The 23,885-nt window shown below is 61.5% G+C and carries 21 protein-coding genes and 1 tRNA gene; 10 read left to right on the forward strand and 12 right to left on the reverse strand.

All coding sequences use genetic code 11. The features are described from left to right. Window positions 1–50 precede the first annotated feature (50 nt). Window positions 51–1,454, reverse strand: coding sequence for a PLP-dependent aminotransferase family protein (locus tag Q8K08_RS17505; RefSeq protein WP_304797682.1), 1,404 nt, complete (start codon window positions 1,452–1,454; stop codon window positions 51–53). Between the two features lie 104 nt (window positions 1,455–1,558). Here Q8K08_RS17505 and Q8K08_RS17510 point away from each other — a divergent pair, with 104 nt between their 5' ends. Then, complete coding sequence (locus Q8K08_RS17510; protein ID WP_304797684.1) at window positions 1,559–1,771, forward strand: DUF1127 domain-containing protein; 213 nt, start codon at window positions 1,559–1,561, stop codon at window positions 1,769–1,771. 131 nt (window positions 1,772–1,902) lie between these two features. Here the strand turns inward: Q8K08_RS17510 and rpsI are convergent, their stop codons facing one another. The 3 genes from rpsI to Q8K08_RS17525 form a co-directional block, all read right to left on the reverse strand. Beyond that, window positions 1,903–2,394, reverse strand: a complete 492-nt coding sequence (gene rpsI / locus Q8K08_RS17515; RefSeq protein WP_304797686.1) for a 30S ribosomal protein S9 — start codon at window positions 2,392–2,394, stop codon at window positions 1,903–1,905. Between the two features lie 2 nt (window positions 2,395–2,396). Beyond that, window positions 2,397–2,861 (reverse strand): 50S ribosomal protein L13, encoded by a 465-nt coding sequence (gene rplM, locus Q8K08_RS17520; protein ID WP_304797688.1) that lies wholly within the window; start codon window positions 2,859–2,861, stop codon window positions 2,397–2,399. Between the two features lie 142 nt (window positions 2,862–3,003). Further along, a complete protein-coding gene (locus tag Q8K08_RS17525; protein ID WP_305250964.1) occupies window positions 3,004–3,741 on the reverse strand; it encodes a GNAT family N-acetyltransferase in 738 nt (245 codons plus the stop codon). A gap of 105 nt (window positions 3,742–3,846) precedes the next feature. On the opposite strand from Q8K08_RS17525, the gene msrB reads away from it, so the two are divergent. Beyond that, window positions 3,847–4,242 carry a peptide-methionine (R)-S-oxide reductase MsrB gene (gene msrB, locus Q8K08_RS17530; protein WP_304804696.1) on the forward strand — a complete coding sequence of 132 codons (396 nt, stop codon included), beginning with the start codon at window positions 3,847–3,849 and terminating at the stop codon, window positions 4,240–4,242. 18 nt (window positions 4,243–4,260) lie between these two features. On the opposite strand, the gene Q8K08_RS17535 is transcribed toward msrB, so the two are convergent. Then, the gene (locus Q8K08_RS17535; protein WP_322573537.1) at window positions 4,261–4,758 is read right to left on the reverse strand and encodes an outer membrane protein assembly factor BamE; all 498 of its coding nucleotides are present in this window, start codon (window positions 4,756–4,758) and stop codon (window positions 4,261–4,263) included. A gap of 231 nt (window positions 4,759–4,989) precedes the next feature. On the opposite strand from Q8K08_RS17535, the gene Q8K08_RS17540 reads away from it, so the two are divergent. The 8 genes from Q8K08_RS17540 (at window position 4,990) to Q8K08_RS17575 (ending at window position 10,814) form a co-directional block, all read left to right on the forward strand. Further along, the gene (locus tag Q8K08_RS17540; RefSeq protein WP_305250965.1) at window positions 4,990–5,595 is read left to right on the forward strand and encodes a DUF177 domain-containing protein; all 606 of its coding nucleotides are present in this window, start codon (window positions 4,990–4,992) and stop codon (window positions 5,593–5,595) included. A 157-nt stretch (window positions 5,596–5,752) separates the two neighbouring features. Beyond that, window positions 5,753–5,959, forward strand: coding sequence for a 50S ribosomal protein L32 (rpmF, locus tag Q8K08_RS17545; protein WP_103333526.1), 207 nt, complete (start codon window positions 5,753–5,755; stop codon window positions 5,957–5,959). Window positions 5,960–5,986: 27 nt separating this feature from the next. Continuing rightward, entirely contained in the window at window positions 5,987–7,114 is a 1,128-nt protein-coding gene (gene plsX, locus Q8K08_RS17550) for a phosphate acyltransferase PlsX (RefSeq protein ID WP_304803934.1), read from the forward strand. Then, window positions 7,111–8,082, forward strand: a complete 972-nt coding sequence (locus tag Q8K08_RS17555) for a beta-ketoacyl-ACP synthase III (protein ID WP_305250966.1) — start codon at window positions 7,111–7,113, stop codon at window positions 8,080–8,082. The genes plsX and Q8K08_RS17555 overlap by 4 nt, the downstream gene beginning before the upstream one ends. Before the next feature lie 92 nt (window positions 8,083–8,174). Beyond that, window positions 8,175–8,477: an integration host factor subunit alpha gene (ihfA, locus tag Q8K08_RS17560; protein ID WP_304803938.1), complete on the forward strand. Its 303-nt coding sequence runs from the start codon at window positions 8,175–8,177 to the stop codon at window positions 8,475–8,477. A gap of 36 nt (window positions 8,478–8,513) precedes the next feature. Further along, window positions 8,514–9,500 (forward strand): MerR family transcriptional regulator, encoded by a 987-nt coding sequence (locus Q8K08_RS17565; RefSeq protein ID WP_305250967.1) that lies wholly within the window; start codon window positions 8,514–8,516, stop codon window positions 9,498–9,500. Between the two features lie 77 nt (window positions 9,501–9,577). Continuing rightward, window positions 9,578–9,655 (forward strand) — tRNA-Pro (locus Q8K08_RS17570). Between the two features lie 82 nt (window positions 9,656–9,737). Beyond that, window positions 9,738–10,814, forward strand: a complete 1,077-nt coding sequence (locus tag Q8K08_RS17575; RefSeq protein ID WP_305250968.1) for a 2'-deoxycytidine 5'-triphosphate deaminase — start codon at window positions 9,738–9,740, stop codon at window positions 10,812–10,814. Here the strand turns inward: Q8K08_RS17575 and Q8K08_RS17580 are convergent. The 7 genes from Q8K08_RS17580 to Q8K08_RS17610 all read right to left on the reverse strand — a co-directional run bounded on the left by Q8K08_RS17580 (window position 10,811) and on the right by Q8K08_RS17610 (window position 23,807). After that, complete coding sequence (locus Q8K08_RS17580; protein ID WP_305250969.1) at window positions 10,811–12,373, reverse strand: trimethylamine methyltransferase family protein; 1,563 nt, start codon at window positions 12,371–12,373, stop codon at window positions 10,811–10,813. The genes Q8K08_RS17575 and Q8K08_RS17580 overlap by 4 nt on opposite strands. 191 nt (window positions 12,374–12,564) lie before the next feature. Beyond that, window positions 12,565–14,214 (reverse strand): alpha-D-glucose phosphate-specific phosphoglucomutase, encoded by a 1,650-nt coding sequence (locus Q8K08_RS17585; RefSeq protein WP_305250970.1) that lies wholly within the window; start codon window positions 14,212–14,214, stop codon window positions 12,565–12,567. Then, on the reverse strand, window positions 14,211–16,337 hold the full coding sequence (gene glgX / locus Q8K08_RS17590; protein ID WP_305250971.1) for a glycogen debranching protein GlgX: 2,127 nt from the start codon (window positions 16,335–16,337) through the stop codon (window positions 14,211–14,213). Before glgX ends, Q8K08_RS17585 begins: the two co-directional genes overlap by 4 nt. After that, on the reverse strand, window positions 16,334–17,758 hold the full coding sequence (gene glgA, locus Q8K08_RS17595; RefSeq protein ID WP_305250972.1) for a glycogen synthase GlgA: 1,425 nt from the start codon (window positions 17,756–17,758) through the stop codon (window positions 16,334–16,336). Before glgA ends, glgX begins: the two co-directional genes overlap by 4 nt. Window positions 17,759–17,839: 81 nt before the next feature. Beyond that, complete coding sequence (glgC, locus tag Q8K08_RS17600) at window positions 17,840–19,111, reverse strand: glucose-1-phosphate adenylyltransferase (RefSeq protein ID WP_304797015.1); 1,272 nt, start codon at window positions 19,109–19,111, stop codon at window positions 17,840–17,842. Window positions 19,112–19,189: 78 nt separating this feature from the next. After that, entirely contained in the window at window positions 19,190–21,370 is a 2,181-nt protein-coding gene (gene glgB / locus Q8K08_RS17605) for a 1,4-alpha-glucan branching protein GlgB (protein WP_305250973.1), read from the reverse strand. 43 nt (window positions 21,371–21,413) lie between these two features. Continuing rightward, window positions 21,414–23,807: a glycogen/starch/alpha-glucan phosphorylase gene (locus Q8K08_RS17610; protein WP_305251091.1), complete on the reverse strand. Its 2,394-nt coding sequence runs from the start codon at window positions 23,805–23,807 to the stop codon at window positions 21,414–21,416. Window positions 23,808–23,885: the final 78 nt, after the last annotated feature.

Here is a 23,885-nt window from a genome sequence, read left to right on the forward strand (position 1 = left end):
AGCCACGCCCCCGCCACAAGCCTGCCACAATCGCGCCACAATTGGCCCGGCTACACCATAAGGTCCGCAGGCGGCTCTGCCAGCAAGCGGGCCAGACGGGCGATTCCGTCCTGAAACTGGTGCATCGGCACATTTCCGGTCAGCGCCACCCGCACCGCATTGGGTGCGCGGCCGTGGATCAACGCATATTCATCGGCTGACCGCACCATCACCCCCGCCGCTTCGGCATGGGAACAAAAGCTGCTGGCGCGCCACCCCGAGGGCAGGCGCAAAAAGATGAATTGCAACCCCGGTTGCCAACCCAGATCAAAGGCCCCCAGCGCATTGACCGCGAATTGCAGCCGCGTTTCCAGATCGATCTGTACCAATGCGCGCAACCGTGCGCCCTCTCCCGATTGCAACAAATGCAGCACAATCGCCTCAATCGGGCGCGACAGCGCGAAAAACGCATGCTGCGCCGTCAACCTCCCGGTCTGGCCCATCCCGACAGGGGCCACCATATAACCAAAGCGCAGACCTGCAGAGATGCTTTTGGACAGGCTGCCCACATGCCAGGTGCGCTCGGGTGCCAAGGCGCGCAACGCGGGCAACGTATCAGATGCTACGGAATAGCAATCATCATCAAGGATTTGCAGATCGTAGCGCCGGGCAATATCAACTATGGCTTGCCGCCGCTCCATCCCCATCCGCCCGGTGGTCGGGTTCTGCGCCTCGGCGGTCAGGCAAAGCACTTGCGCGCCATGACGGCGGCAGGCCTGTTCCAGCGCGTCGGGCAACATGCCCTCATCGTCCATCTCTACTGCGACCACCTCGGCCCGCGACAGGCGCGCGGCGTGGCGAAAACCGGGATAGGCCAGTTCTTCGGTCAGAACCACCGGACGATCCCCGCGCAGGCAGCACATGAAAATCAGATTGATCGCATTCTGCCCGCCATGTGTCAGCACAATATCATCCGCCGACAACGGCCCCAGAACCCGCTCTGACACCCAGTCACAAATCGCCTCGCGCAGTGGCAGTTCGGCGCGTTGGCTGGGGTAATCGACCCAATCGGTATCCGTGTCAGCCCCCACCGCGCGCAACGCCGCCGCAATCGCCGCACCCTGCCCCACATCGGGCAGGATTGGTGCGCGCAGGTCCACCTTACCTTGCAAACGTGCCGGGTCGCGGTCGATAAACAGCGCCTGCGTTGGCCCCAGACGCGGCGCACTTGCGGCAACAAAGGTGCCCCGGCCAACGGTGGCCGCCAGCATTCCCTCTTGGGTCGCAAGACTGTAGGCGCGCGCCACGGTGCCCGGCGTGACCTTGAGTTGATACGCCAGTTCGCGAACGGTTGGCAGTTGCGCCCCCGTCGCCAACGCGCCCGAGCGGATCGCCTCACGCAGGGCGCGGGTCAGGGCCAGATACTTGGGGCCGTCTTCGTCAGACAGCTTCGGAAGCCATATTGTATCAGCCACAATGTTCCTCTGGCGCTTTGTTTTCGGACTTTGTATCTTTATCATATGGCAATTCGCGCCATTGTATCAACGCAAATTTAATGCACAGCAAAAAGGAACCTGTCATGTCTCGCGTCGAAACGCTGGTCTTCCGCCCCGCCTCTCTCCCTCCGCTGTCGCGGCTGGTGCTGGCCGCTGCGGTCCGCGTTGTCACATGGGAGAACCGCCAACGCACCCGAAAGGGGCTGAAACGGCTTGATCGGCACCTGTTGCGCGATGTGGGACTTGATCCAATCACCGCCGAGGCCGAAGCCAACCGCCGGTTCTGGGAGCCGTAAGCCCCAAATCGGCAAAGACTTTCCCCTGACTGGGCCGGATATTCCGGCCCATTTTTTTATGCCGTAGGGTCACATAGAAAAGCAAAAAGGCCCGCCAAACGGCGGGCCTTTCCAAAACTGGTATCCAGAGATCAGCGCTTGGAGAACTGGAAGGATTTACGGGCTTTCGCCTTGCCATACTTCTTACGTTCCACAACGCGGCTGTCGCGGGTCAGGAAGCCAGCGGCCTTCAGTGCGCCACGCAGACCGGGCTCATACAGTTGCAGGGCTTTCGAGATGCCGTGCTTGACCGCACCCGCCTGACCGGACAGGCCACCACCAACAACGGTGGCCATCACGTCAAACTGACCTTCAACATTTGCGATGGTGAAAGGCTGCTTCAGGATCATCTGCAGAACCGGACGGGCGAAATAAGCCGCCATTTCCTTGCCGTTCACAGTGACCTTGCCGGTGCCGGGCTTGACCCAGACACGGGCAACAGCGTTTTTACGCTTGCCGGTAGCATAGGACCGACCCAGCGCATCACGCACGGCCACACGAGGAGCCGCAACAGGCGCCGCCACGTCAGCAGAGGTGCCGGAGACGGCCGTCTTCAGATCGTCGAGAGATTTGATATCAGCCATGATCACGCGCTCCGGGTGTTCTTGGGATTCAGCGCCGCGACGTCGAGGACGGTCGGCTGCTGAGCTTCATGCGGATGGTCCGCACCAGCGTAAACGCGCAGGTTCGTCATTTGCTGACGGCCCAGACGGTTGCGGGTGATCATACGCTCAACGGCTTTGATCACGACACGCTCGGGATGCGCGCCTTCCAGCACCTGCCGCGCGGTGCGCTGCTTGATGCCGCCTGGGTGGCCGGTGTGCCAGTAATAGATCTTGTCGGCGCGCTTGTTGCCGGTCATCTGGATCTTGTCCGCATTGATTATGATGACATTGTCACCCATATCCATGTGCGGCGTAAACGTCGGCTTGTTCTTGCCGCGCAGGATGTTGGCGACGATCGTGGCCAAGCGACCCAGAACGATACCTTCGGCATCGATCAGGATCCACTTTTTCTCGATGTCCGCCGGTGTAGCGGTAAAAGTTTTCATCGGTGGTTTCCCATAGAGGATAGGCAGGGGTTGCCCCCCGGTAACTCGGATGGCGGCTTATCGCGCATCAAGGATGCAGCGTCAAGCGCCGTAAGCAACATAAAACTTATATAAATCAAGTGTTTGCAAAAGTGGTATTATGCTACCCCACACTTTCCGCCGCAATCAGACGCAAAGCCCGCGCCCGAGCGGCCGGGATCGCAGCGATCTCTACGCCGGTCAGCACATGCAGCGTATCAAGCTGCCGGTCGATCACCGCATGATCGCTGACCCAGCCGCCCATCGACAGATAGGTGCGCAGCAAGGCGGGCAAGGGCGTGGGCTGTGCAGGCCCCAGATCGCACAGCGCAATCCGTTCGGGCGCACGTGGTCCGGGTCGCCATGACTCGGGCGCGACACGGGCGCTCAGCCCGGCAAGCGCACCCGCGTGCGGCGCAGGGTCCACCCCCGCAAAACTTGAGCATCCGAACAACAGACCGACCCCGGCCGCATCCACCATCCGCGTCATCGCAGCCCAGGCAAGGCGCAATATATCGGGGTCGTGCTGATCGGGGGCCAGACAAAACCGGCCCAACTCCAGCATGGCCCCCGGAAACCGAGTCAGCCGCGACAGATCATAAAACTGCGCGGCATATGACTGGCCCAACGTGCTGCCATCAAACATCTGCACCCGGTAGCAGGCCACAAAGGCGCCGGTGCCGCTTTCCTCGACCAGCACATGCCGGGCCAGATCGTCAAAGGCATCTGCATCAAGCCCATCGTCGCGCGCCCTGCCCCGCGCGGCCCAGAACGCCACATGCCGCAGCCGCTGTGCCGCCGCCACATCATCCGCACTGGCGGCAAGCCGCACCTGGTAGCGCCCTCGCGACAATGGCTTCACGCCGCCCTCCATCACCCTTGGCACCTGACACGGCCAGCCCTAAATACACTCCCAAACGTGCTGATCTGCACACAGGTCAGCCGCACAGAACCACAGGAGATGGCTATGGACAAGGTTGTGAAATCGGATTCCGAATGGCAAGAGATGCTGTCGGACCTCGCCTATAGGGTTACGCGCAAACATGGCACCGAACGCGCGTTCAGCCATGACAACTTTCCCAAAGCACCGGGCACCTATCGGTGTGTGTGCTGTGATGCGCCCCTGTTCGACCAGTCCACCAAGTTTGAGTCAGGCACCGGCTGGCCCAGCTTTTTCGCACCAATCAGCAGCGATCTGGTGGGCGAGACCGAAGACCGCAGCTGGTTCATGCGGCGGACCGAGGTGCATTGCAACCGCTGCGACGCCCATCTTGGGCATGTCTTCCCCGACGGACCTGCGCCCACGGGTCTGCGCTATTGCATGAACGGGGTCGCCCTGACCTTTGAGCCGGAAACCGACTGACCTGCCAACGGCGTCGGATCAGTTGCCCAGCAACTGACCCGCGCTCAGACGGCCAAAGCTGGAGAACAGCTGCGCCAACACGCCAAGACCTTTGACGCTGGTTTCGGTAACACGACGCGAAAGCGGCACGATCTGCCCGTCTTCCAAACCGAAACGCTCGACATTTTGCAAAACGCCACGCTCGCTGAAGGTCAGCGCCACAACCTGACGGTCGATTTCCTGCGGAGCGAATCCGCCGCGCTGTTCCCAGCGGCTTTGCACATAGAACCAGCCAGTGTCATTCAACAGACCCGAGGTTGACGGGCGCCCCACCTTTGGCGCTGCGGTCTCGCGGGTGTCTTTTCCGACGACAAGCTGGGCCAGATCTTCCTCGGCCGGCACATAGCCGTGATTGCGGTAGATCGGTGAACAGGCGGTCAATGCGGTGACAAGGCACATAACTGCCACCCCCCGCATCACAGTGCGGAAAGATAAAGCCGCCGGCTTGCGGTCGCGCCGCGCTGTCGTCAATGCCATCCGTCTCAATCCCTACCCCAGCGTTACCGCACGACCCGGCCCAAAATCCACCAGCAGGCTTGCCAAGCGGAGTGTCGCCGCTTAGGTGCCGGATGAAGAAGAACCGTCTCCTGAGGCAAAGGCTTACAGAAGGACGCGGGCCGGTTCAAGAATGGAACGCGTCTGCCAGCGTCTGGAACGCGTCCTGTGCCCTCTGTGCCGGCTTCAAGTGAACCAAAGGTGATCCTCGCCATGAAAAAACCAGCCACACCCGGCTTTGTGCCCGAAGCAATGTCAGCACCGCCCGCTTTAAGTCATCCGTTTCGCAGCGGCGCATTGTCGATGCGCAAACCCACGCGCTTTGATCTGACGCCCGACGCCGCCACGCGCAAGGCCGCAGCGGTGGAACTGGGCCTGATCTCGGTGCCTGCCCTGCGCTTCAAGGGAGAGATTCGTCCCGCCCCCAACCGCGATTTCGTGCTCGAGGCTCATCTGACCGCGATCGTGGAACAGCCTTGCGGAGTTACCCTTGCCCCCGTGCGGGCCGAAATCCGCGAGACCGTGCGCCGGCGCTATGTGTCGGATTGGGTGGAACCGCAGGGCGACGAGGCGGAGATGCCCGAAGATGACACCGCCGAAGCGATGCCCGAGGTGATCGACGCCGGACTTGTCGCACTGGAGGCACTGGTGCTGTCGCTACCGCTCTATCCACGGGCCGCCGGGGCTGAACTGGGCGAGATTGTCGCCACCCCGCCCGGGGCCGCGCCCTTGCGCGACGAAGACCTGAGGCCCTTTGCTTCGCTTGCCGCGCTGAAAGACAAAATGGGTGGCGGAACCGAGGGCGGCACAGAGGGGTGATGTGCAACCAATCGCAGAATGGGGCTTGCACCGCGCCCAGATAAATGTATGTTCCGCGCCTCATTCGGGGTGTGGAAACGCGCCCCCGGCGGCGCTATCCGCTAGAAGAATCGTCAAGTAAAACAGGGGCATGTCCCCACTACCCAAAGGTTGCGACATGGCTGTCCCGCAGAACCGAGTCACTAAATCCAAGCGTAACATGCGTCGTGCTCACGATGCGTTGGTCGCTGGAAACCCCGCTGATTGCCCCAACTGTGGCGAGCTGAAGCGCCCGCACCATGTGTGCGGCGCCTGCGGTCACTATGACGCCCGCGAAGTCGTGGCGACCACCAAAGACGTCGATCTGGACGAGGACGCGGCGTAAGCCGCGCCCTGACGGCGCACCCTGCCCATGGCAAGCGGACCGCAAAATCCGGCAACGGACAAGCTTGACGGCAGGGCTTCCACAGTCATTTCGGTTGATGCCATGGGCGGTGACCGTGGGCCGGCGGCTGTTGTCGCCGGTCTTGGCTTGTCTGCGGCCAAGCATACGGATGTGCGCTTTATCCTGCACGGCGACGGCGCCACGCTGACCCCATTGGTCGCGGCGCAACCCGGTCTTTCGGACCGGGTTCTGGTCGTTCATGCAGACCGCGTCGTCACCATGAACGACAAACCAAGCCAGGTCATGCGCCACGGAAGCGGCACCTCGATGTGGTCGGCGATTGACTCTGTGAAATCGGGCGCAGCGCAGGCGGCGGTGTCTTGTGGCAATACCGGCGCTTTGATGGCGGTGTCGATGATCCGCCTGCGAAAGATCCCCGGCGTCAACCGCCCCGCCATCGCTTGTTTATGGCCCAGCCGGAACCCCGGTGGGTTCAACCTGATGCTGGATGTAGGCGCAGGTATCGAGGCCGAGGCCGAAGATCTGTTGCAATTCGCCGCCATGGGCGCGTCTTACGCCCGCAACGGTCTAGCGCTGTCACGCCCGCGTGTCGGTTTGCTGAATGTCGGCACCGAAGAACACAAAGGCCGGGCCGAGCTGAAAATCGCCCATGACCGCATGGTTGAGGCCGCCGAGGCCGGTGGCTTTGAGTTCGTCGGCTTTGTCGAGGGCGGCGATATTCCGGGTGACCGCTGCGATGTGATCGTAACCGACGGCTATACCGGCAACATCGCACTGAAAACCGGCGAAGGCACCGCCAAGCTGATCGCAGATTTCCTGCGCGAAGCCTTTGGGGCTGGGCTGTTGTCAAAATTCGCGGCGCTTCTGGCGATGAACTCTTTGAAACGCCTGCAAAAACGGATTGATCCGCGCCGGGTCAATGGTGGAGTGTTTCTGGGGCTGAACGGCACGGTCGTCAAATCGCACGGATCAGCGGATGAAACCGGGGTTGCCGCCGCGATCGGGCTGGCGATTCAGCTTGCCCGCTCTGGGTTTGTGGACCGGCTGGCGGCGCGTGTCGCCTCGACCGGAAAGAAAGTGGCAGCAGAGACTGTCGGGGAAGATACCCCACGAAAAGACGAGGCCAAATCATGACAATACGCGCTGTTGTGGCGGGCGTGGGCCATTATCTGCCCGCCCGCGTTGTGGCCAATGCCGATCTGGAGGCGTTGGTCGAAACCAGCGACGAATGGATCAGGTCGCGGTCCGGGATCGAGCGTCGGCATTTCGCAGCCGAGGGTGAGATGACCTCGCATCTGGCCACCCATGCGGCGCGCGCCGCGTTGAGCGATGCCGGATTGGTCGCCGATGATATTGATGCGATCATCCTTGCCACCTCTACCCCCGATCTGACCTTTCCTTCGGTCGCCACCATGGTGCAGGCCGAATTGGGCATGACGCATGGCTTTGCTTTTGACGTGCAGGCGGTGTGTGCGGGATTCGTTTTTGCACTGACCACCGCCAATGCGCTGATCCTGTCGGGTCAGGCAAAACGCGTGCTTGTCATCGGGGCCGAGACGTTCAGCCGGCTGATGGATTGGAACGACCGCACCACCTGTGTCTTGTTTGGCGACGGCGCGGGCGCTTTGGTGCTCGAAGCCCAGGCCGGCACCGGCACCAGCACCGACCGTGGCATTCTGGCCAGCGATCTGCACTCGGACGGTCGGTTCAAGGACATCTTGTACGTCGATGGCGGCACAAGCACCGGCACCACTGGCCACCTGCGGATGGCGGGCAAAGAGGTGTTCCGGCATGCCGTTGAAAAACTTGCACAAACTGCCAATGCGTGTCTGGACAAGGCCGCGATGACTTCGGCCGATGTGGATTGGATTGTGCCACATCAGGCCAATATCCGCATCATTGAGGGCACTGCGAAAAAGATGCAGCTGCCGATGGATCGTGTGGTGGTGACCGTGCAGGATCACGGCAACACTTCGGCCGCGTCCATCCCGCTGGCCCTGTCGGTTGGCCGCGCGCGCGGCCAGATCAAACAAGGCGACCTGATCGTGACCGAGGCGATTGGTGGCGGTCTGGCATGGGGATCGGTAGTTCTTCGCTGGTAACCGCGAATTAAAGACGCCCTTCAAGTGTCTGATATTGACTCGCAAATCGTGACAGCGCATCCTTTACCTCAAAACCCCGGGGGGATTTGCGAATGAGCGAAAAAACACTGACCCGCATGGACCTGTCAGAAGCCGTTTTCCGTGAAGTAGGGCTAAGCCGGAATGAATCGGCGGAACTGGTCGAAGCTGTTCTGCAACACATGTCTGACGCGCTCGCCTCGGGCGATCAGGTCAAGGTTTCGTCCTTTGGCACCTTTTCGGTCCGCGACAAGTCGGCCCGTGTTGGTCGCAACCCCAAAACCGGGGATGAGGTGCCGATCAGCCCACGCCGTGTGCTGACCTTCCGCCCGTCTCATCTGATGCGCGACCGTGTGGCTGCCGGTAAAAAGAAGTAAAAGAAGTAATCGTATGTCGGCAGGAGAGCGCGGCGCATGAACAAATCGCCCGACGCCTTTCGCACTATCTCAGAGGTCGCTGACCTGCTGGAAACGCCGGCTCACGTCCTGCGGTTCTGGGAAAGCCGATTTCCACAGATAAAGCCCGTCAAACGTGCCGGGGGGCGTCGCTATTACCGCCCCGCGGATGTGGCCTTGCTGACAGGCATAAAACGCCTGCTGCACGAAGATGGCATGACCATCCGCGGAGTGCAGAAAATCCTGCGCGAACAAGGTGTTCGCCATGTGTCCGGTGTGGATGAAGTGGCCGAGGGTGACGATGATGCAGCTCTTGCCGCCGCCCTTGCCGCAGCCACCGGAACGCCAGAACCAGATGCGCCCCTGCCGTTGGATGAGGTGGAGACCGCTCAGATCATCGCGCTGCAGGCTGCCCTGCGCCCGCCGGTTCAGGAATCTGTTGAGACCGTAGCAGAGCAAGAGGATGAGCAAGACACTGAGCGTGGTGACCTGCAAGTTGACTGGCAAAGCGACACGCTGGCGGAAGATGACGCTCTGGCAGACCTGCCTGACCCGCTCCCCCCCGGTGGCTATTCCGACGAGTCTCCAGATGACTTACGCCCCGATGTCGCAGTGCCGCCAGCGCCCGTCACCTCTGCTCCCGTGGTGGCAGATCTGTTCGCGCGGCAAGCCCCAACAATGGCCCCACCACCGCCAGAGCCGGTGTCCGAAGCCCCAATGGCGGTCTGGGCCGACGAGTCCGATCTGCCCCCGGACACAGCCGACACCGACCACGCCCCGCCACCTGCGCCGACACTGAAAATCACCCGCATCGGTGCGGCCACGCCGCCGCCCCCGGTGGCCGAGCAGCCCGTCGCCCTGTCTGGCCCGACCCTCGCCCAAAGACTGCGCGCACGCTCTGCCGACACGCTGACGACGGCTGAGCGTCAACAGCTGGCCGAAATCCGCGAACGGGCTGTCGCCTTGCATAACCGCATGACCGGACCGTCGCGAGTGCAGGGCTAACGCCGTCGCATTTGGGGTATATTCGATGCTTTCCCGCTTGTGCCGCCTGCGAATATCAGTATGTATCCCCGCATGTTCGGGCCGTAGCGCAGCCTGGTTAGCGCGTCCGTCTGGGGGGCGGAAGGTCGAGAGTTCGAATCTCTCCGGCCCGACCATTTCCAAAACCGCCCGCTTGGCCCTGTGCCTTGCGGGCGGTTTTCATTTTGGCCCCATCGGGCCGCTGCGGAGGGTTCTGCAATGCCATTGACCGGGGTTCTTGCCGCCCAGCACCTGCGCCAGATGATTGCCGATGGCGTCATCAGCGCCCTGCCCGCGATCCTGCCAGAGCAGGTGCAGCCTGCCAGTCTTGACCTGCGGCTTGGCACCACCGCCTACCGGGTGCGCGCGTCGTTTCTGGCAGGCAAGGGCCGCCCCGTGGCCGACCGTCTGGCAGAGTTTGAGATGCACCGCGTTGATCTAAGCGCTGGCGCGGTGCTGGAAAAGGGCTGTGTCTACGTGATCCCACTGATGGAAAGGCTGTCTCTGCCCCCCGGATTGACGGCAGTGGCCAATGCCAAATCCTCGACCGGGCGGCTCGATCTGCTGACCCGGACCATCACCGATGGGGGCACTGAATTTGACCGGATCACCGACGGATATGACGGCCCACTTTACGCCGAAGTATGCCCTCGGTCATTTTCCGTACTGGTACGCGCAGGCCAACGCTTGAACCAGATCCGGTTTCGTCAGGGTCAGGCGGTGCTGTCAGATTCCGACCTTGCCGCGCTGCATCTGGTCGAGCCGCTGGTCGATGGAACCCCCGTGATATCCGAGGGCCTCGGTTTTTCGGTTGATCTGCGCCCGGCCTCGGGTGATCTGGTTGGCTACCGCGCCAAACCCCACACCGGCGTAGTTGATCTGGACCGTATCGGCCATTATCCGGCGTCCGAGTTCTGGGAAGAAATCCGCACCACCGAAGGCCGCATCATACTGGACCCCGGCGCGTTCTACATCCTCGTCAGCCGCGAGGCGGTAACGATCCCGCCCGATTACGCCGCCGAAATGGCGCCTTATCTGGCCATGGTTGGTGAATTCCGCGTGCATTACGCGGGCTTTTTCGACCCCGGCTTTGGCCATGCAGCCGCAGGGGGTGCCGGGTCGCGTGGTGTCCTTGAAGTGCGCTGCCACGAGGCACCCTTTGTGCTGGAACACGGGCAGGTCGTGGGCAGGCTGGTGTATGAACGGATGGCAGAGCGCCCCGATGCACTTTATGGCGAAAAAATCGCCTCAAACTATCAGGGTCAGGGCCTGAAACTGGCCAAGCAGTTCCGCTAATACCACGCGTCTGGCGCCGATTCCTTGGCTTTGGCAATGAAATCATGTAGCCCGTCGCGAATGTCCTTATCCAGCGCGGGCTGTTCATACTCAGCCAGCCGCTTTTTCCAAGCCCGATTGGCGCGGGTTGCAGCATCAAGGCCGCCTGCGGCTTCCCATTTTTCAAACGGCTCGTTATCCGCCAACCCCGAATCCCAGAACGCGGTCTGGTAATTGGCCATCGTATGCGCGCAACCGAAAAAGTGGTTGCCCGGCCCCACCTCGGCAAAGGCATCGACGGCCAAAGTGTTGTCGTCGATCTGCACCCCATCCAGATAGCTGTGCAGAGCGCCACACAGATCATCGTCGAGCATGAACTTCTCGTAGCTCATGCTGAGCAGACCATCCAGAAATCCCGCCGAATGCAGGATGAAATTCGCCCCACAATGGATGGCGGCCAGCATGCTCATGGTGCCTTCCGTCATCGCTTGCGCATCGGGCAGCTTTGAGGTGGTGAAATTGCCCGAACAGCGCAGGGGCAGGTTCAGCCGTCGCGCCAATTGCCCGATCACCATAGAGCCGATCGCAGGCTCGGGCGTGCCAAAGGTGGGGGAACCTGACCGCAGGCTCATGGACGACAGGAAGTTGCCAAAGATCACCGGGGCACCGAGGCGCTCCAACTGCGTCAGCGCGCAACCCGCCATCGTCTCGGCCAGGGATTGCGCAATAGCACCCGCGTTGGTCACAGGCCCCATCGCTCCGCCGAGGATGAACGGCACCACCACCGCGGCCTGATTGGCACGCGCATAGGCACGCAAGCTGCGCGTCATGGTGCCATCCCAGACCAGAGGTGAATTGACATTCACATTGCCCAGAATGACACAGTTCTGATCGACAAAATCCGCGCCAAACAGAATGCGCGCCATGTCGATACTGTCTTCCGACCGATCTTCAGCGGTGACCGATCCCATAAAGGGCCGGTCACTCAGTTCAATATGCGCCATCACCATATCCAGATGGCGCTTGTTCACCGGAATATCGGTCGGCTCGCAGATTGTGCCGCCGGAATGGTGGAAATTCGGGCTGGCCTGCGCCAGTTTGATGAAGTTGCGAAAGTCCTCCAGCGTGCCAAAGCGGCGGCCATTGTCGAGATCCATGACGAAAGGGCTGCCATAGGCCGGGGCAAAGATCACGTTGCGCCCGCCGATGCGAATGGAATGGGCCGGATTGCGGGCATGCTGGGTGAACTCGGCCGGGGCTGTGCGCAACACCTCGCGCAACATCCCCGGCGGGAACCTGACCAAAAGCCCCTCCACCTCGGCGCCCGCGCGCCGCCAATGGTCCAGCGCGACAGGGTCATCGCGAAACTCGATTCCGGTTTCGGCCAGAATCCGATCCGCCGCCGCCTCGATCCGCACAAGGTTTTCTTCAGACAATATGTCATAGGTCGGGATGCCGCGCACGATATAGGGTCGCCCGTGTCCCGTCGCCTTTTGCGACCGTTCAACCTGACGCGCCTGCCGCCCCGACCTCACCCCCAGTTGCGTCATCGCCCTGTCCCCCAATTCGTACCTGCTCATGACACGCTGACCAGAGGGCAATGTCCAAGACAATGCCGACCGATAAGGGTCGGTTTTCGCCATGACACCGGATCGCTGCGGAAAGCTGCGCCTCCGGCGGGAGTATCTGGCAAGCAGCAATCCCCTCGCGCTGCGCTGCCTGAATTGCTGCTTTCAAAATACTCCCGCGCGGAGCGCTGCAGCCCTTTGGTTCAGGTCACCACATCAGGTGTGCTGCGCCCGGTAAACTCTGCCAGCCGCGCCAGCGTCTGTGCCGCGCGGATGACCGGGGCAAGCGCGGCTTGCGGGTCGTGGTCAAGCCCGTCGGGGCCGGGGGTGTAGCGTTCCAGATAGACCCGCAAGGTTGCGCCTTCGGTGCCTGTGCCCGACAGGCGCATGACAATGCGGCTGCCGTCTTCAAACAAGATGCGCACGCCCTGTCTGGTGCTGACCGAGCCGTCAATCGGATCGGTGTAGGCGAAATCGTCGGCGGCGGTAATGGCCATACCCTCAATCCCCTGTCCGGGCAGACCGGGCAGGCTGGCGCGCAGTGCTGCCATCATCGCATCGGCCTTGTCGGTGGCGATCGCCTCAAAATCGTGGCGGCTGTAGTAGTTGCGGCCATAGGTCAACCAATGGTCGCGCAGAATATCGGCCACGGATTGTTTGCGCACAGCCAGAATGTTCAACCACAACAGCACCGCCCAAAGCCCGTCCTTTTCGCGCACATGGTCGGACCCGGTGCCAAAGCTCTCTTCGCCGCACAGTGTCACCTTGCCCGCGTCCAGCAGGTTGCCAAAGAATTTCCATCCCGTGGGCGTTTCAAATTTGGCAATACCCAGCGCATCGGCCACCCGGTCGGCAGCGGCAGAGGTGGGCATCGACCGCGCCACCCCGGCAAGGCCGTGCGCATAGCCCGGTGCCAGATGCGCATTGGCCGCCAGCACTGCCAGACTGTCAGAGGGAGAAACATAGATGCCGCGCCCCACCACCATATTGCGATCCCCGTCGCCATCGCTGGCCGCGCCAAAGTCGGGCGCGTCTGCCCCCATCATCTCGGCCATCAGCTCATGTGCCCATGTCGGGTTCGGGTCGGGGTGCATGCCGCCAAAATCGGGCAAGGGGGTAGCGTGGGTTACAGTGCCCGGTGTCGCGCCAAGACGGCACTCCAGAATCTCGACCGCATAGGGGCCGGTCACCGCGCACATTGAATCCATCCGCATCCGAAAGCCGCCTTTGAACAAAGCGCGCAGGGCCGGGAAATCGAATAGCGTTTCCATCAGATCGGCATAATCGGCAACCGGATCGACCACATCGACAATCATGCCGCCCAGATAATGCCGCCCTACCGTGTTCAGGTCCACATCCTGCGCCTCAAGTATCTTGTATTCGGTGATCTCGGTCGTGCGCTGATACATCGCCTCGGTCACGCCTTCGGGTGCGGGTCCGCCGTTGGGCATGTTGAACTTGACACCGAAATCTTCGGTCGGCCCGCCGGGGTTGTGCGAGGCCGACATGATGATGCCGCCGTCAGTCTTGTTCAGCCGGATCAGGTGGCTGGCCGCCGGTGTGGACAGCACGGCACCCTGCCCCACGATCACCCGTGCCGCCCCATTGGCAGCCGCCATCCGCAAGATGACCTGTGCCGCCCGGTCGTTGAAGTAGCGCCCGTCACCGCCCAGAACAAAGGTCTTGCCAACCCCGTTCTGGTCGCGTGCCCCCACGACGTCGAAAATCGCCTGCGTGAAGTTTTCAAGGTAATGCCGCCCCATGAACACGGGTGTTTTTTTGCGCAAACCAGAGGTGCCCGGCTTTTGTCCGGCAATCGGTTGTGTGGCAACAGTTGCGGGGGTGGTGATCATTGGTTTTCTCCCTGTGTTCGCCCCGGATCAGAGGTCGACCGAAACATCAGCACGGATTGCGCGGGTAAGGCGGCGGGCGCAGGTCCGCTGGTCAGATCGGGGCGCGTGGTATCCATCACCAGCGCCCATTTGGCTGAAGTCGGCAGGGTCAGCGGCACCGCCCCCCCGCAGTTGAAATATGCCAGAACCGCGTCGCAGGACGGATCGTGCCCTTCGGCGGCCATCCTCAGCTCCACCCCAAGCGCGCGAAAGGCCGGGTCGTGCCAATCTTGCGGGGTTGGGTTGGTGCCATCGGGCTTAAGCCAGTTCACATCCGCCAGCCCATCGGCGGCGCGCTTGCGGGCGTGCAGGAACCGGCGCTGCCGCAGCACCGGATGCGCCCGGCGCAAGGCCGCCAGATGAGCGACAAAATCGGTCAGCGCATGATCCGGCTTTGACCAGTCGAGCCATGTCACCGCATTGTCTTGCGCATAGGCGTTGTTGTTGCCGCCCTGACTGTGGCCCAGCTCATCCCCCGCCAGCCACATCGGCACGCCTTGGCTGAGGAACAACGTGGCGGCCAGGTTGCGCTTGCGCAAGGCGCGCGCTGCAAGAACTGCGGGGTCATCGCTTGGCCCCTCCACCCCCATATTGTCGGAGTGGTTGTCAGAATGGCCATCGCGGTTGTCTTCGCCGTTGTCCCAGTTGCGCTTGACGGTAAAGCTGACCAGATCTTCCAGTGTGAACCCGTCATGCGCGGTCAGAAAATTCACCGACGACGTGGCCGACCGTCCGGAATGGTCAAACCGCTCGGCGCTGCCCAACAGCCGTTTGGCAAGGTCGGGCGTCAGCCCCGCATCCCCACGCCAGAACCGCCGCACTCCATCGCGGAACTGGTCATTCCATTCGTGAAACGGATGCGGATATTGCCCCAGCTGATAGCCGCCGGGGCCAATATCCCAAGGCTCGGCGATCAGTTTCACCCGGCTGAGCACCGGGTCCTGGCGGATCGCATCGAAGAACCCGCCATTGGGGTCAAACCCATGTGGCTCTCGCCCCAGCACGGTGGCCAGATCAAAGCGGAACCCGTCCACATGGCAAACTTCGACCCAATAGCGCAAGCTGTCCATCACCATGCGCAAGACCATCGGATGCGTCAGATTCAGCGTGTTGCCGGTGCCGGTGTCGTTGACATAATACCGGCCGCCATCGGCCAGCCGGTAATAGCTGGCGTTATCAAGGCCGCGATAGCTCAGCGTTGGCCCCATCTGGTCGCCCTCGGCGGTGTGGTTATAAACCACGTCCAGAATAACCTCGATGCCCGCCGAATGCAGACGGCGCACCATGGTCTGAAACTCCCACAAAGCGCCCTTGGCCATATAGCGGGGTTCAGGCGCAAAAAACGACAGCGTGTTATAGCCCCAATGGTTTCGCAGCCCTTTGGCCACCAGAAAGCGGTCATCCGGAAAGGCCTGCACCGGCAGCAACTCCACCGCCGTCACCCCCAGCTTTTGCAAATGCGCAATCACCGGGTCAGAAGCCAGCGCGAGGTAGCTGCCCCGCAACGGCTTGTCCACGCCGGGGTGCAATTGGGTCAGCGCCTTGACATGCGCCTCATAGATCACCGTTTCCGACCGGGGCGTGCGCGGGGCGGTATCATCGCCCCATGTAAAGGATGTGTCCGTCACCACGGCCTTTGGTACGGCAAAGGCGGAATCGCGGGTATCAAACGACAGATCGCCACGCGGCGAGCCGATCTTGTAGCCCATCACCGCATCTGACCAGCGCAACCGCCCCTCCAACGCACGCGCGTAAGGGTCCAGCAGCAGCTTGTGCGGGTTAAACCGGTGCCCCTGCTCGGGCACATACGGGCCATGCGCGCGGTAGCCATACACCGTGCCCGGCGTCAGCCCGCCAACATGCATGTGCCAGATGTCGCCATCGCGTTCCTGAAACGGCAGACGCACCATTTCCTTGCGCCCGTCGGATGAGAACAGACACAGCTCGATCATCTCGGCATGGGCCGAGAACACGGCAAAGTTCACGCCATCGCCGTCCAGCAAGGCCCCCATCGGCCATGGCCTCCCGGCCGACACCGCATGTCCCGGCAGACGCGCGGGCAAAGGAGTCAGCCCTGGCGTCATGCCAGCAGCCTGCCATAAAGCGCCGCATAGGCCGCGGCCGAGGTTTCCCAGCCCACCGGATGCATCATGGCGTTCTTTTGCACCTGCGCCCACAGTTTAGGCTGGCCATAGACCTCCACCAGCTTGGTCAGCGCCTGACCAAAGGCCAGCGCATCGGTCGGATGAAACACCACCCCCGTGGCCACCCCCGCCGCAAGGGTCGCAGGCGACACACCAATCACCGTATCGGCAAGCCCTCCGGTCGCCGCCACCACAGGCACAGTGCCGTAGCGCAAACCATACATCTGCGTCAGCCCACACGGCTCGAACCGCGATGGCACCAGAACCGCATCAGCGCCCGCAAACATCTGATGGCTCAACGCCTCATTATAGCCGATCCGCACCGCCACCCGCCCCGGATGGTCGTCAGCCAGCCCCCGTACCGCAGCCTCCAGCGCCGGATCGCCAGAGCCAAGCACAATCAGCCCGCCCCCCGCCGCGATGAACTCGGGCACCACGTGTGGCAGCAGATCAATGCCCTTCTGATCGGTCAGGCGGCTGACCACGATGGCCAAAGGTCCCGGCACATCCAGACCAAAATCGGCACACAGAGTCGCGCGGGCCTCCGCCTTACCCGCCATTGCCTTAACACTGAACGGCACAGCCTCTGCCTCAGGCGACCAGATCGCGGTATCCACCCCGTTCAGAATGCCCGACACCCGCGCACTGCGCGCCGCGATCACACCTTGCAGACCCATGCCAAACTCGGGCCGCATCAACTCGGCCGCATAGGTGGGGGACACGGTGGTGATCCAATCCGCCGTCACCAACCCGGCCTTCAGACTGGACAACCCACCATAATACTCCAGCCCCGCCGGGTGAAACTGCGCGGCGGGCAACCGCAATTCAGTCATCAGGCTAGACGGCGCCCAGCCCTGAAATGCAATGTTATGCACCGTGATGACCGATTTAACCGCCCCCGCGCCCTGATATGCCAGATAGGCCGGCGCAAACCCGCCCTGCCAGTCATGCGCGTGCAGCACATCGGGCCGCCATCCCGCAATCCCCTCACGCGCGATCCGTGCGCCCATCCAGGACAGGGCGGCAAAGCGCTGCGGATTGTCCCACCAATCCCCCCCCGGCCCACCATAAGGCCCGCCGTCCCGGTCATACAGATGCGGCGCATCCAGAACCAACAGGTCAATTCCTTCAACCCTGCCCGCATAAACCGTGCCGTCGCCCCCGAACAACCCCGACTCATGCAACACCGCGTCCATCTTTTCCAGCAAAGGCCGCAACGCGCGGTACGCCGGGATCAGCACTTTCATCTCCCAACCAACCGCAGCCAAAGCCTGCGGCAAGGCGCCAACCACATCGGCCAGCCCCCCGGTTTTGACAAAGGGCACGCATTCCGACGCGACTGACAGAACCCGACCCTTCATCTCACCCTCATTTTCTGTTTTCAAATATCCTCGGGAGGTCCGGAGGGCAGACAGCCCTCCGGGTTATCCACCCGCGCCATCCTATCCCAGCTTGCGCGCCCGCGCATCCAGCATATCCTTCGTGATCAGCACGATACCAGCCTCGGTGCGCCGGAACCACTTGCCATCTTCTTCCGGGTCTTGCCCAACCACAAGCCCCTCGGGAATGATCACGCCCCGGTCAATCACACAATTCGTCAGCTCCGCCCGGCGGTTCACAATAACCTGCGGCAAGGCCACCACATGATCCAGCGCGCTGTAGGAATGCGTGCGGCACCCGGTGAACAGCAGCGAATTGCGCACCTCAGACCCCGAAACGATGCAATCACCCGACACCAGCGACGAAATCGCCATCCCGCGCCGCCCGTCGGTGTCATGGATGAACTTGGCAGGCGGAGAGATCTCGGCATAGGTCCAGATCGGCCAGCTGTTGTCGTAAAGGTCCAGCTTGGGCACAAAATCGGTCAGGTCGATATTGGCCTGCCAGAACGCATCAATCGTGCCGACATCGCGCCAATAGGGTTCATCCTCCAGCCCTGCCGTCACGCAGCTGTCGGCGAATTTATGCGCCACCGCTTTGCCGTTCTTCACGATCTGCGGAATGATGTCATTGCCGAAATCATGGCTGGAATTCGGGTCTTCGGCATCGCGGATCAACAGGTCGCGCAGCAGATCCCAGTTGAAGACATAAATCCCCATCGAGGCCAGTGCATTGTCAGGATCACCAGGAATGCTGGGCGGGTCTTTGGGCTTTTCCAGAAACTGGGTGATGTTCATGTCCTTGTCGACATGCATCACGCCAAAGGCGGTGGCCTCCATCCGCGGCACGGTCAGGCAACCGATGGTGACATCCGCACCAGAGGAGACATGCTGTTGCAGCATGATCTCGTAATCCATCTTGTAGATATGATCCCCGGCCAGGATGATCACATATTTCACCTTATAATCGTCAACAATATCAATATTTTGGGTCACAGCGTCCGCCGTGCCCAGATACCATTTGTTTTCATCCACCCGCTGGCTGGCGGGCAGGATGTCCAGATACTCGTTGCGCTCGGCCCGGAAAAAGCCCCAGCCGCGCTGCATGTGCCGGATCAGGCTGTGCGCTTTGTATTGCGTGGCAATTGCCATTTTGCGGATGCCGGAGTTCAGCGCGTTTGACAGCGCAAAGTCAATTATCCGGGTCTTGCCGCCGAAATAGACTGCTGGCTTGGCGCGTCGATCGGTCAGTTCTTTCAGACGGCTCCCCCGCCCGCCTGCCAGAACGAATGCCATGGCCTGAGATGACAGCCTCGTGTTCGGTTTTGCCTTCATGGTCCCCTCCCTGTGCTGGCGCTTTGCCAGCGGTCCCTGTTTTGTCAGCCAAGGCTGATGGTCTCTAAGCTTGCCCGCTTATGCCGACGGGCCCTGTTTCAGATAGACAGCCGACAGCGGCGGCAATGTGACAAGCGCCGACCATGGTCTGCCGTGACACTGCACCTCCTCGGCGGTGACACCGCCCAGATTGCCGCGATTGCCGCCGCCATAGGCCGCCGCGTCGGTGTTCAGCAACTCGGTCCACTGCCCGCCAGATGGCAGCCCCACGCGATACTGGCGGTCCACCGGGGTCATGTTGACCAGGGCCACCACCAACGGATCGCCCGCAGCGCCCTTGCGGACCCAGGCGTAGACGCTGGCCTCGGCATCATTGGATTCGATCCACTCAAACCCCTCGGGGCGGGTGTCATTGACATGCAGCGCAGGCGTCTCGCGGTACACCCGGTTCAGGTCGCGCACCAAGGCCTGCATCCCGGAATGTGCTGGGTTTTCAAGTTGATGCCAGTCAAGGCTTTGATTGTGGTTCCACTCCGCCCCTTGGGCAAATTCGCAGCCCATGAACAGCAGTTTCTTGCCCGGATGCGCCCACATGAACCCGTAATACGCGCGCAGGTTGGCGAATTTTTCCGCACCAGATCCCGGCATTTTGGCCAGCATGCTGCCCTTGCCATGCACAACCTCGTCATGGCTGATCGGCAGGATATAGTTTTCCGACCACGCATAATGCAGGCCAAAGGTCATCATGTGGTGGTGAAATCTTCGGTGGATCGGGTCTTTGTGCATGTAGGATAGGGTGTCGTTCATCCAGCCCATATTCCACTTGAACCCGAACCCAAGCCCGCCATGGTTCACCGGGCGCGACACGCCCGGAAAGGCGGTGCTTTCCTCGGCCACCGTCATCACGCCGAGGGATTCGCCGTAAGCCACAATGTTCATGCGTTGCAGCATTGCGATGGCTTCGTAATTCTCGCGACCGCCATCCCGGTTTGGCACCCATTCACCATGTTTGCGGCTGTAATCGCGGTAGAGCATCGACGCGACTGCATCGACCCGCAAGCCGTCGATATGGAATTCCTCCAGCCAATACAGAGCGTTACTAACCAGAAAGTTCTGCACTTCCGTCCGGCCATAGTTGTAGATCAGCGTGTTCCAGTCGTTGTGAAATCCCTCGCGCGGATCAGCGTGTTCGTACAGCGGCGTACCGTCAAACTGCCCCAAACCATGTGCATCGGTCGGGAAATGCCCCGGCACCCAGTCAAGCAACACGCCAAGGCCCTTCTTGTGCGCGGCATCTATGAACGCGCGGAATTCGGGCGGCGTGCCATGGCGGATTGTGGGGGCAAACAGACCAACCGGCTGATAGCCCCAAGACCCGTCAAAGGGAAACTCTGACACCGGCATCAGCTCGATATGGGTAAATCCCATATCTGATGCATAATCAACGAGTTGCTCGGCGAGTTCAATGTAGCTTAGCATCCTGTCACCCGGCGCGCGCCGCCATGATCCCAGATGCACCTCATACACGGAAATCGGCGCATCGATGTTTTGCCGGGTATGGCGGCTGGCCATCCATTCACTATCGGTAAACGTGCCCGAAATTGTCCTGACGACAGAGGCATTTGCGGGCGGATGTTCAGACCCGAAACCGACCGGATCAGCCTTGAGCGGCAGCGTTTGGCCGCCTTGTCCCCGGATCTCATACTTATAGGTCGCGCCTTCGCCCAGATCGGGCACAAAGGTTTCCCATACCCCCGTCGCGCCGCGCCTGCGCATCGGGTGGCGGCGGCCATCCCAAATGTTGAAATCACCCACGACTGAGACCCGCTCGGCATTCGGCGCCCAGACCGCAAAATGCGTACCCGCCACACCGTCATGCGTGATCAGATGCGCACCCAGCACCTGCCACAGGCGCTGGTGCGTACCTTCGCCAAGCAAGTATTCATCCAACTCTCCCAGCACGGGACCAAAGCGGAACGGGTCTTCAAATTCCCATGTGGTGCCATGGCCTGTGGCACGCAGCCGATAGGCCGCCTTGCGTGGCAAGGCGCACAGGAAAAGCCCCTGCCCCCAATGGGTTGCCTCAAGTTCCTGACCTGACTTTCCGGTCAGGACCGAAAGGGACTCGGCCCCAGGCACAAAGGCAGTGACCACCCATTTTCCGCCGCGCTTATGCGGGCCAAGCACCGAAAACGGATCGCCATGCCGCCCCTCGACAATGGCCCAGGCTTCACTTTCGTTGATCAGAGCGTCGGCCATGCTGTCTCCTCCCAAAGTCAGCGCGCCCGGACCGCCCCGGCGCTCAAAGCGCCGAGGTTACGTTCCAGACGTCATTCATATAGCTGCGGATCGTGCGGTCAGAGGAAAAGAACCCTGACCGCGCAGTGTTCAGGGCCGCCATCTTTACCCAGTTATCGCGGTCGGCATAGGCGGTATCCACCTGCGCCTGCGCCACGTCATAGGCATCGAAATCGCTGGCCACGAGGAAGTAGTCGTGGTGCCAGACGCGGTGAACCAGATCGTGGTAGCGGTCCTTTTCGCCGGGGCTGAAACGGCCCTCTGCAAGCATTTGCAGCACGTCTTGCAGGGTCTGGCTGGCCTCGATCGCCTTGCGGGCGTGGTCGGGGTCGCGGCGCCGGGCCATCGCCTCTTCCGTCGTCATACCGAACAGGAAGAAGTTTTCATCGCCAACCTCTTGCAAAATCTCGACATTCGCACCGTCCAGTGTGCCGATGGTCGGCGCGCCGTTGATCATGAATTTCATGTTTCCGGTGCCCGACGCTTCTTTCCCGGCGGTCGAGATCTGTTCCGACAGGTCCGCCGCAGGGATCAGCCGTTCGGCCATCGAGACATTGTAATTGGCGGGATAGACGATCTTCAACAGATCGCCCGTCACCGGGTCATTGTTAACAACAGTTGCCACATCATTGATAAGACGTATGATTTCCTTTGCCACCGCATAGCCGGGGGCCGCCTTGCCGCCAAAGATCTTGACGCGTGGCACCCATTTGGCATTGGGGTTCTGGCGGATCGCCTCCCAATGGCCAATGGTTTGAAGAATGTTCAAAAGCTGGCGTTTGTATTCATGGATGCGCTTGATCTGCACATCAAACAACGCGTCCGGGCTTACGGTGATGTCTTCATGCGCGGCCAGCCAGTTCGACAGGGCCACCTTGTTGGCGCGCTTTGCCGCATCAAAGTCAGCGCGGAACGCTTTGGTTGCAATCGGTTTTTCCAGACCCTTCAGCAGATCAAGGTTGTCTTCCCAACCAGACCCGATGCTGTCAGTGATCAGCCCGGACAATGGCTTGTTGCACATCTTGAGCCAGCGGCGCGGGGTCACGCCATTGGTCTGGTTGATGATCCGGTCGGGGTGCAGGGCGTGCAGTTCCGGGAACAGGTTTTGTTTGACCAGATCGGAATGCAGCGCCGAGACGCCGTTGACCTTATGCGCCATGATGAATGCCAGCTCGCCCATCCGCACCTCGTGGTGCTTGACGATGCCCACATAATGCGGGCGGGCGTGGTGTTCGGTTTTGTGCCAGTGGTCGATCTGTTCCACAATCTGCATGTGACGCGGCAGCACGTTTCCAAAGGTGAAGGTCGCCCAACGCTCTAGCGCCTCGGGCAGCAGGGTGTGGTTGGTATAGCCAAGGCAGGACCGCGCCAGCGGCAGCGCGTCAGCAAAGGGCACGGCGTGTTCATCGACCAGCAGGCGGATCAGCTCCGGCCCCGCAATCGCCGGGTGGGTGTCGTTCATCTGGATCGCAACATAATCGGGCAGTTTGCGCAGATCAGATTGAGAGCTGAGGAAGCGGCGCAGAATGTCTTGCAGCGCGGCAGAGGTCAGGAAAAATTCCTGCTTCAGACGCAATTCCTTGCCCTGATAGGTGGTGTCATCGGGGTAAAGCACGCGGCTTAACGTGCGCGCCAAAGCCTCTGGCTCTGCCGCCGCCGCGTAGTCACCGCGATTAAACCGCTCAAGGTCAAACATCGTGGTTGGCTGCGCGCCCCACAGTCGCAGTGTGTTGGCCCATTTGCCCTGCCAGCCGACAACCGGCGTATCATACGCCGTCGCCATCACCGATTCCCCCGGCACCCAGACATCGTGGCCGCCCTTGTGTTCGATCTGGCCCTTGAACGGGATCACATAGGCCGCCTCGGGACGGGCAAATTCCCACGGATGGGCTTGCTTCAGCCAGTCTTCGGGGGTTTCCACCTGCCGCCCGCCCTCAAACCGCTGGCGGAACAACCCGTGCTCATAGCGGATGCCATAGCCATAGGAGGGGCAGCCCAGTGTGGCCATTGACTCCATGAAACAGGCCGCCAACCGCCCCAGACCGCCGTTCCCAAGCGCGGCGTCCGGCTCGTCCTCGATGATCGCACGGAAATCCTGACCGAAGCTTGCCATCACCTCTTCGGCAGACTCGCGCAGGCCAAGGTTGACGGTGGCATCTTCCAGAATGCGCCCGATCAGAAATTCCATCGACAGGTAATAGACACGCTTGTGATCCGCCGCCCATGTCTTGCGGGTTGACGCGAACCACGGTTCGACAATCTGGTCGCGAATGGCAAACGACAGCGCCATGCGCCAATCGTAGATGCTGGCATGATCGGCATCTTTGCCCAGCGTAAAGGCCAGATGCCGCAGGATGTTGGCTTTGAGCGAGGTCGGGGTTGGGCTGAGATCGTTCATCGGGTTCCACAGGTTGGGGTTGCGGCACATCGCGGTCAGGCTAGACCCGTGACACGCAGGGTCAAGCGCCCCAAGTAT

It is taken from the genome of Pseudotabrizicola sp., assembly GCF_030684215.1.
Taxonomy (GTDB): Bacteria; Pseudomonadota; Alphaproteobacteria; order Rhodobacterales; family Rhodobacteraceae; genus Pseudotabrizicola.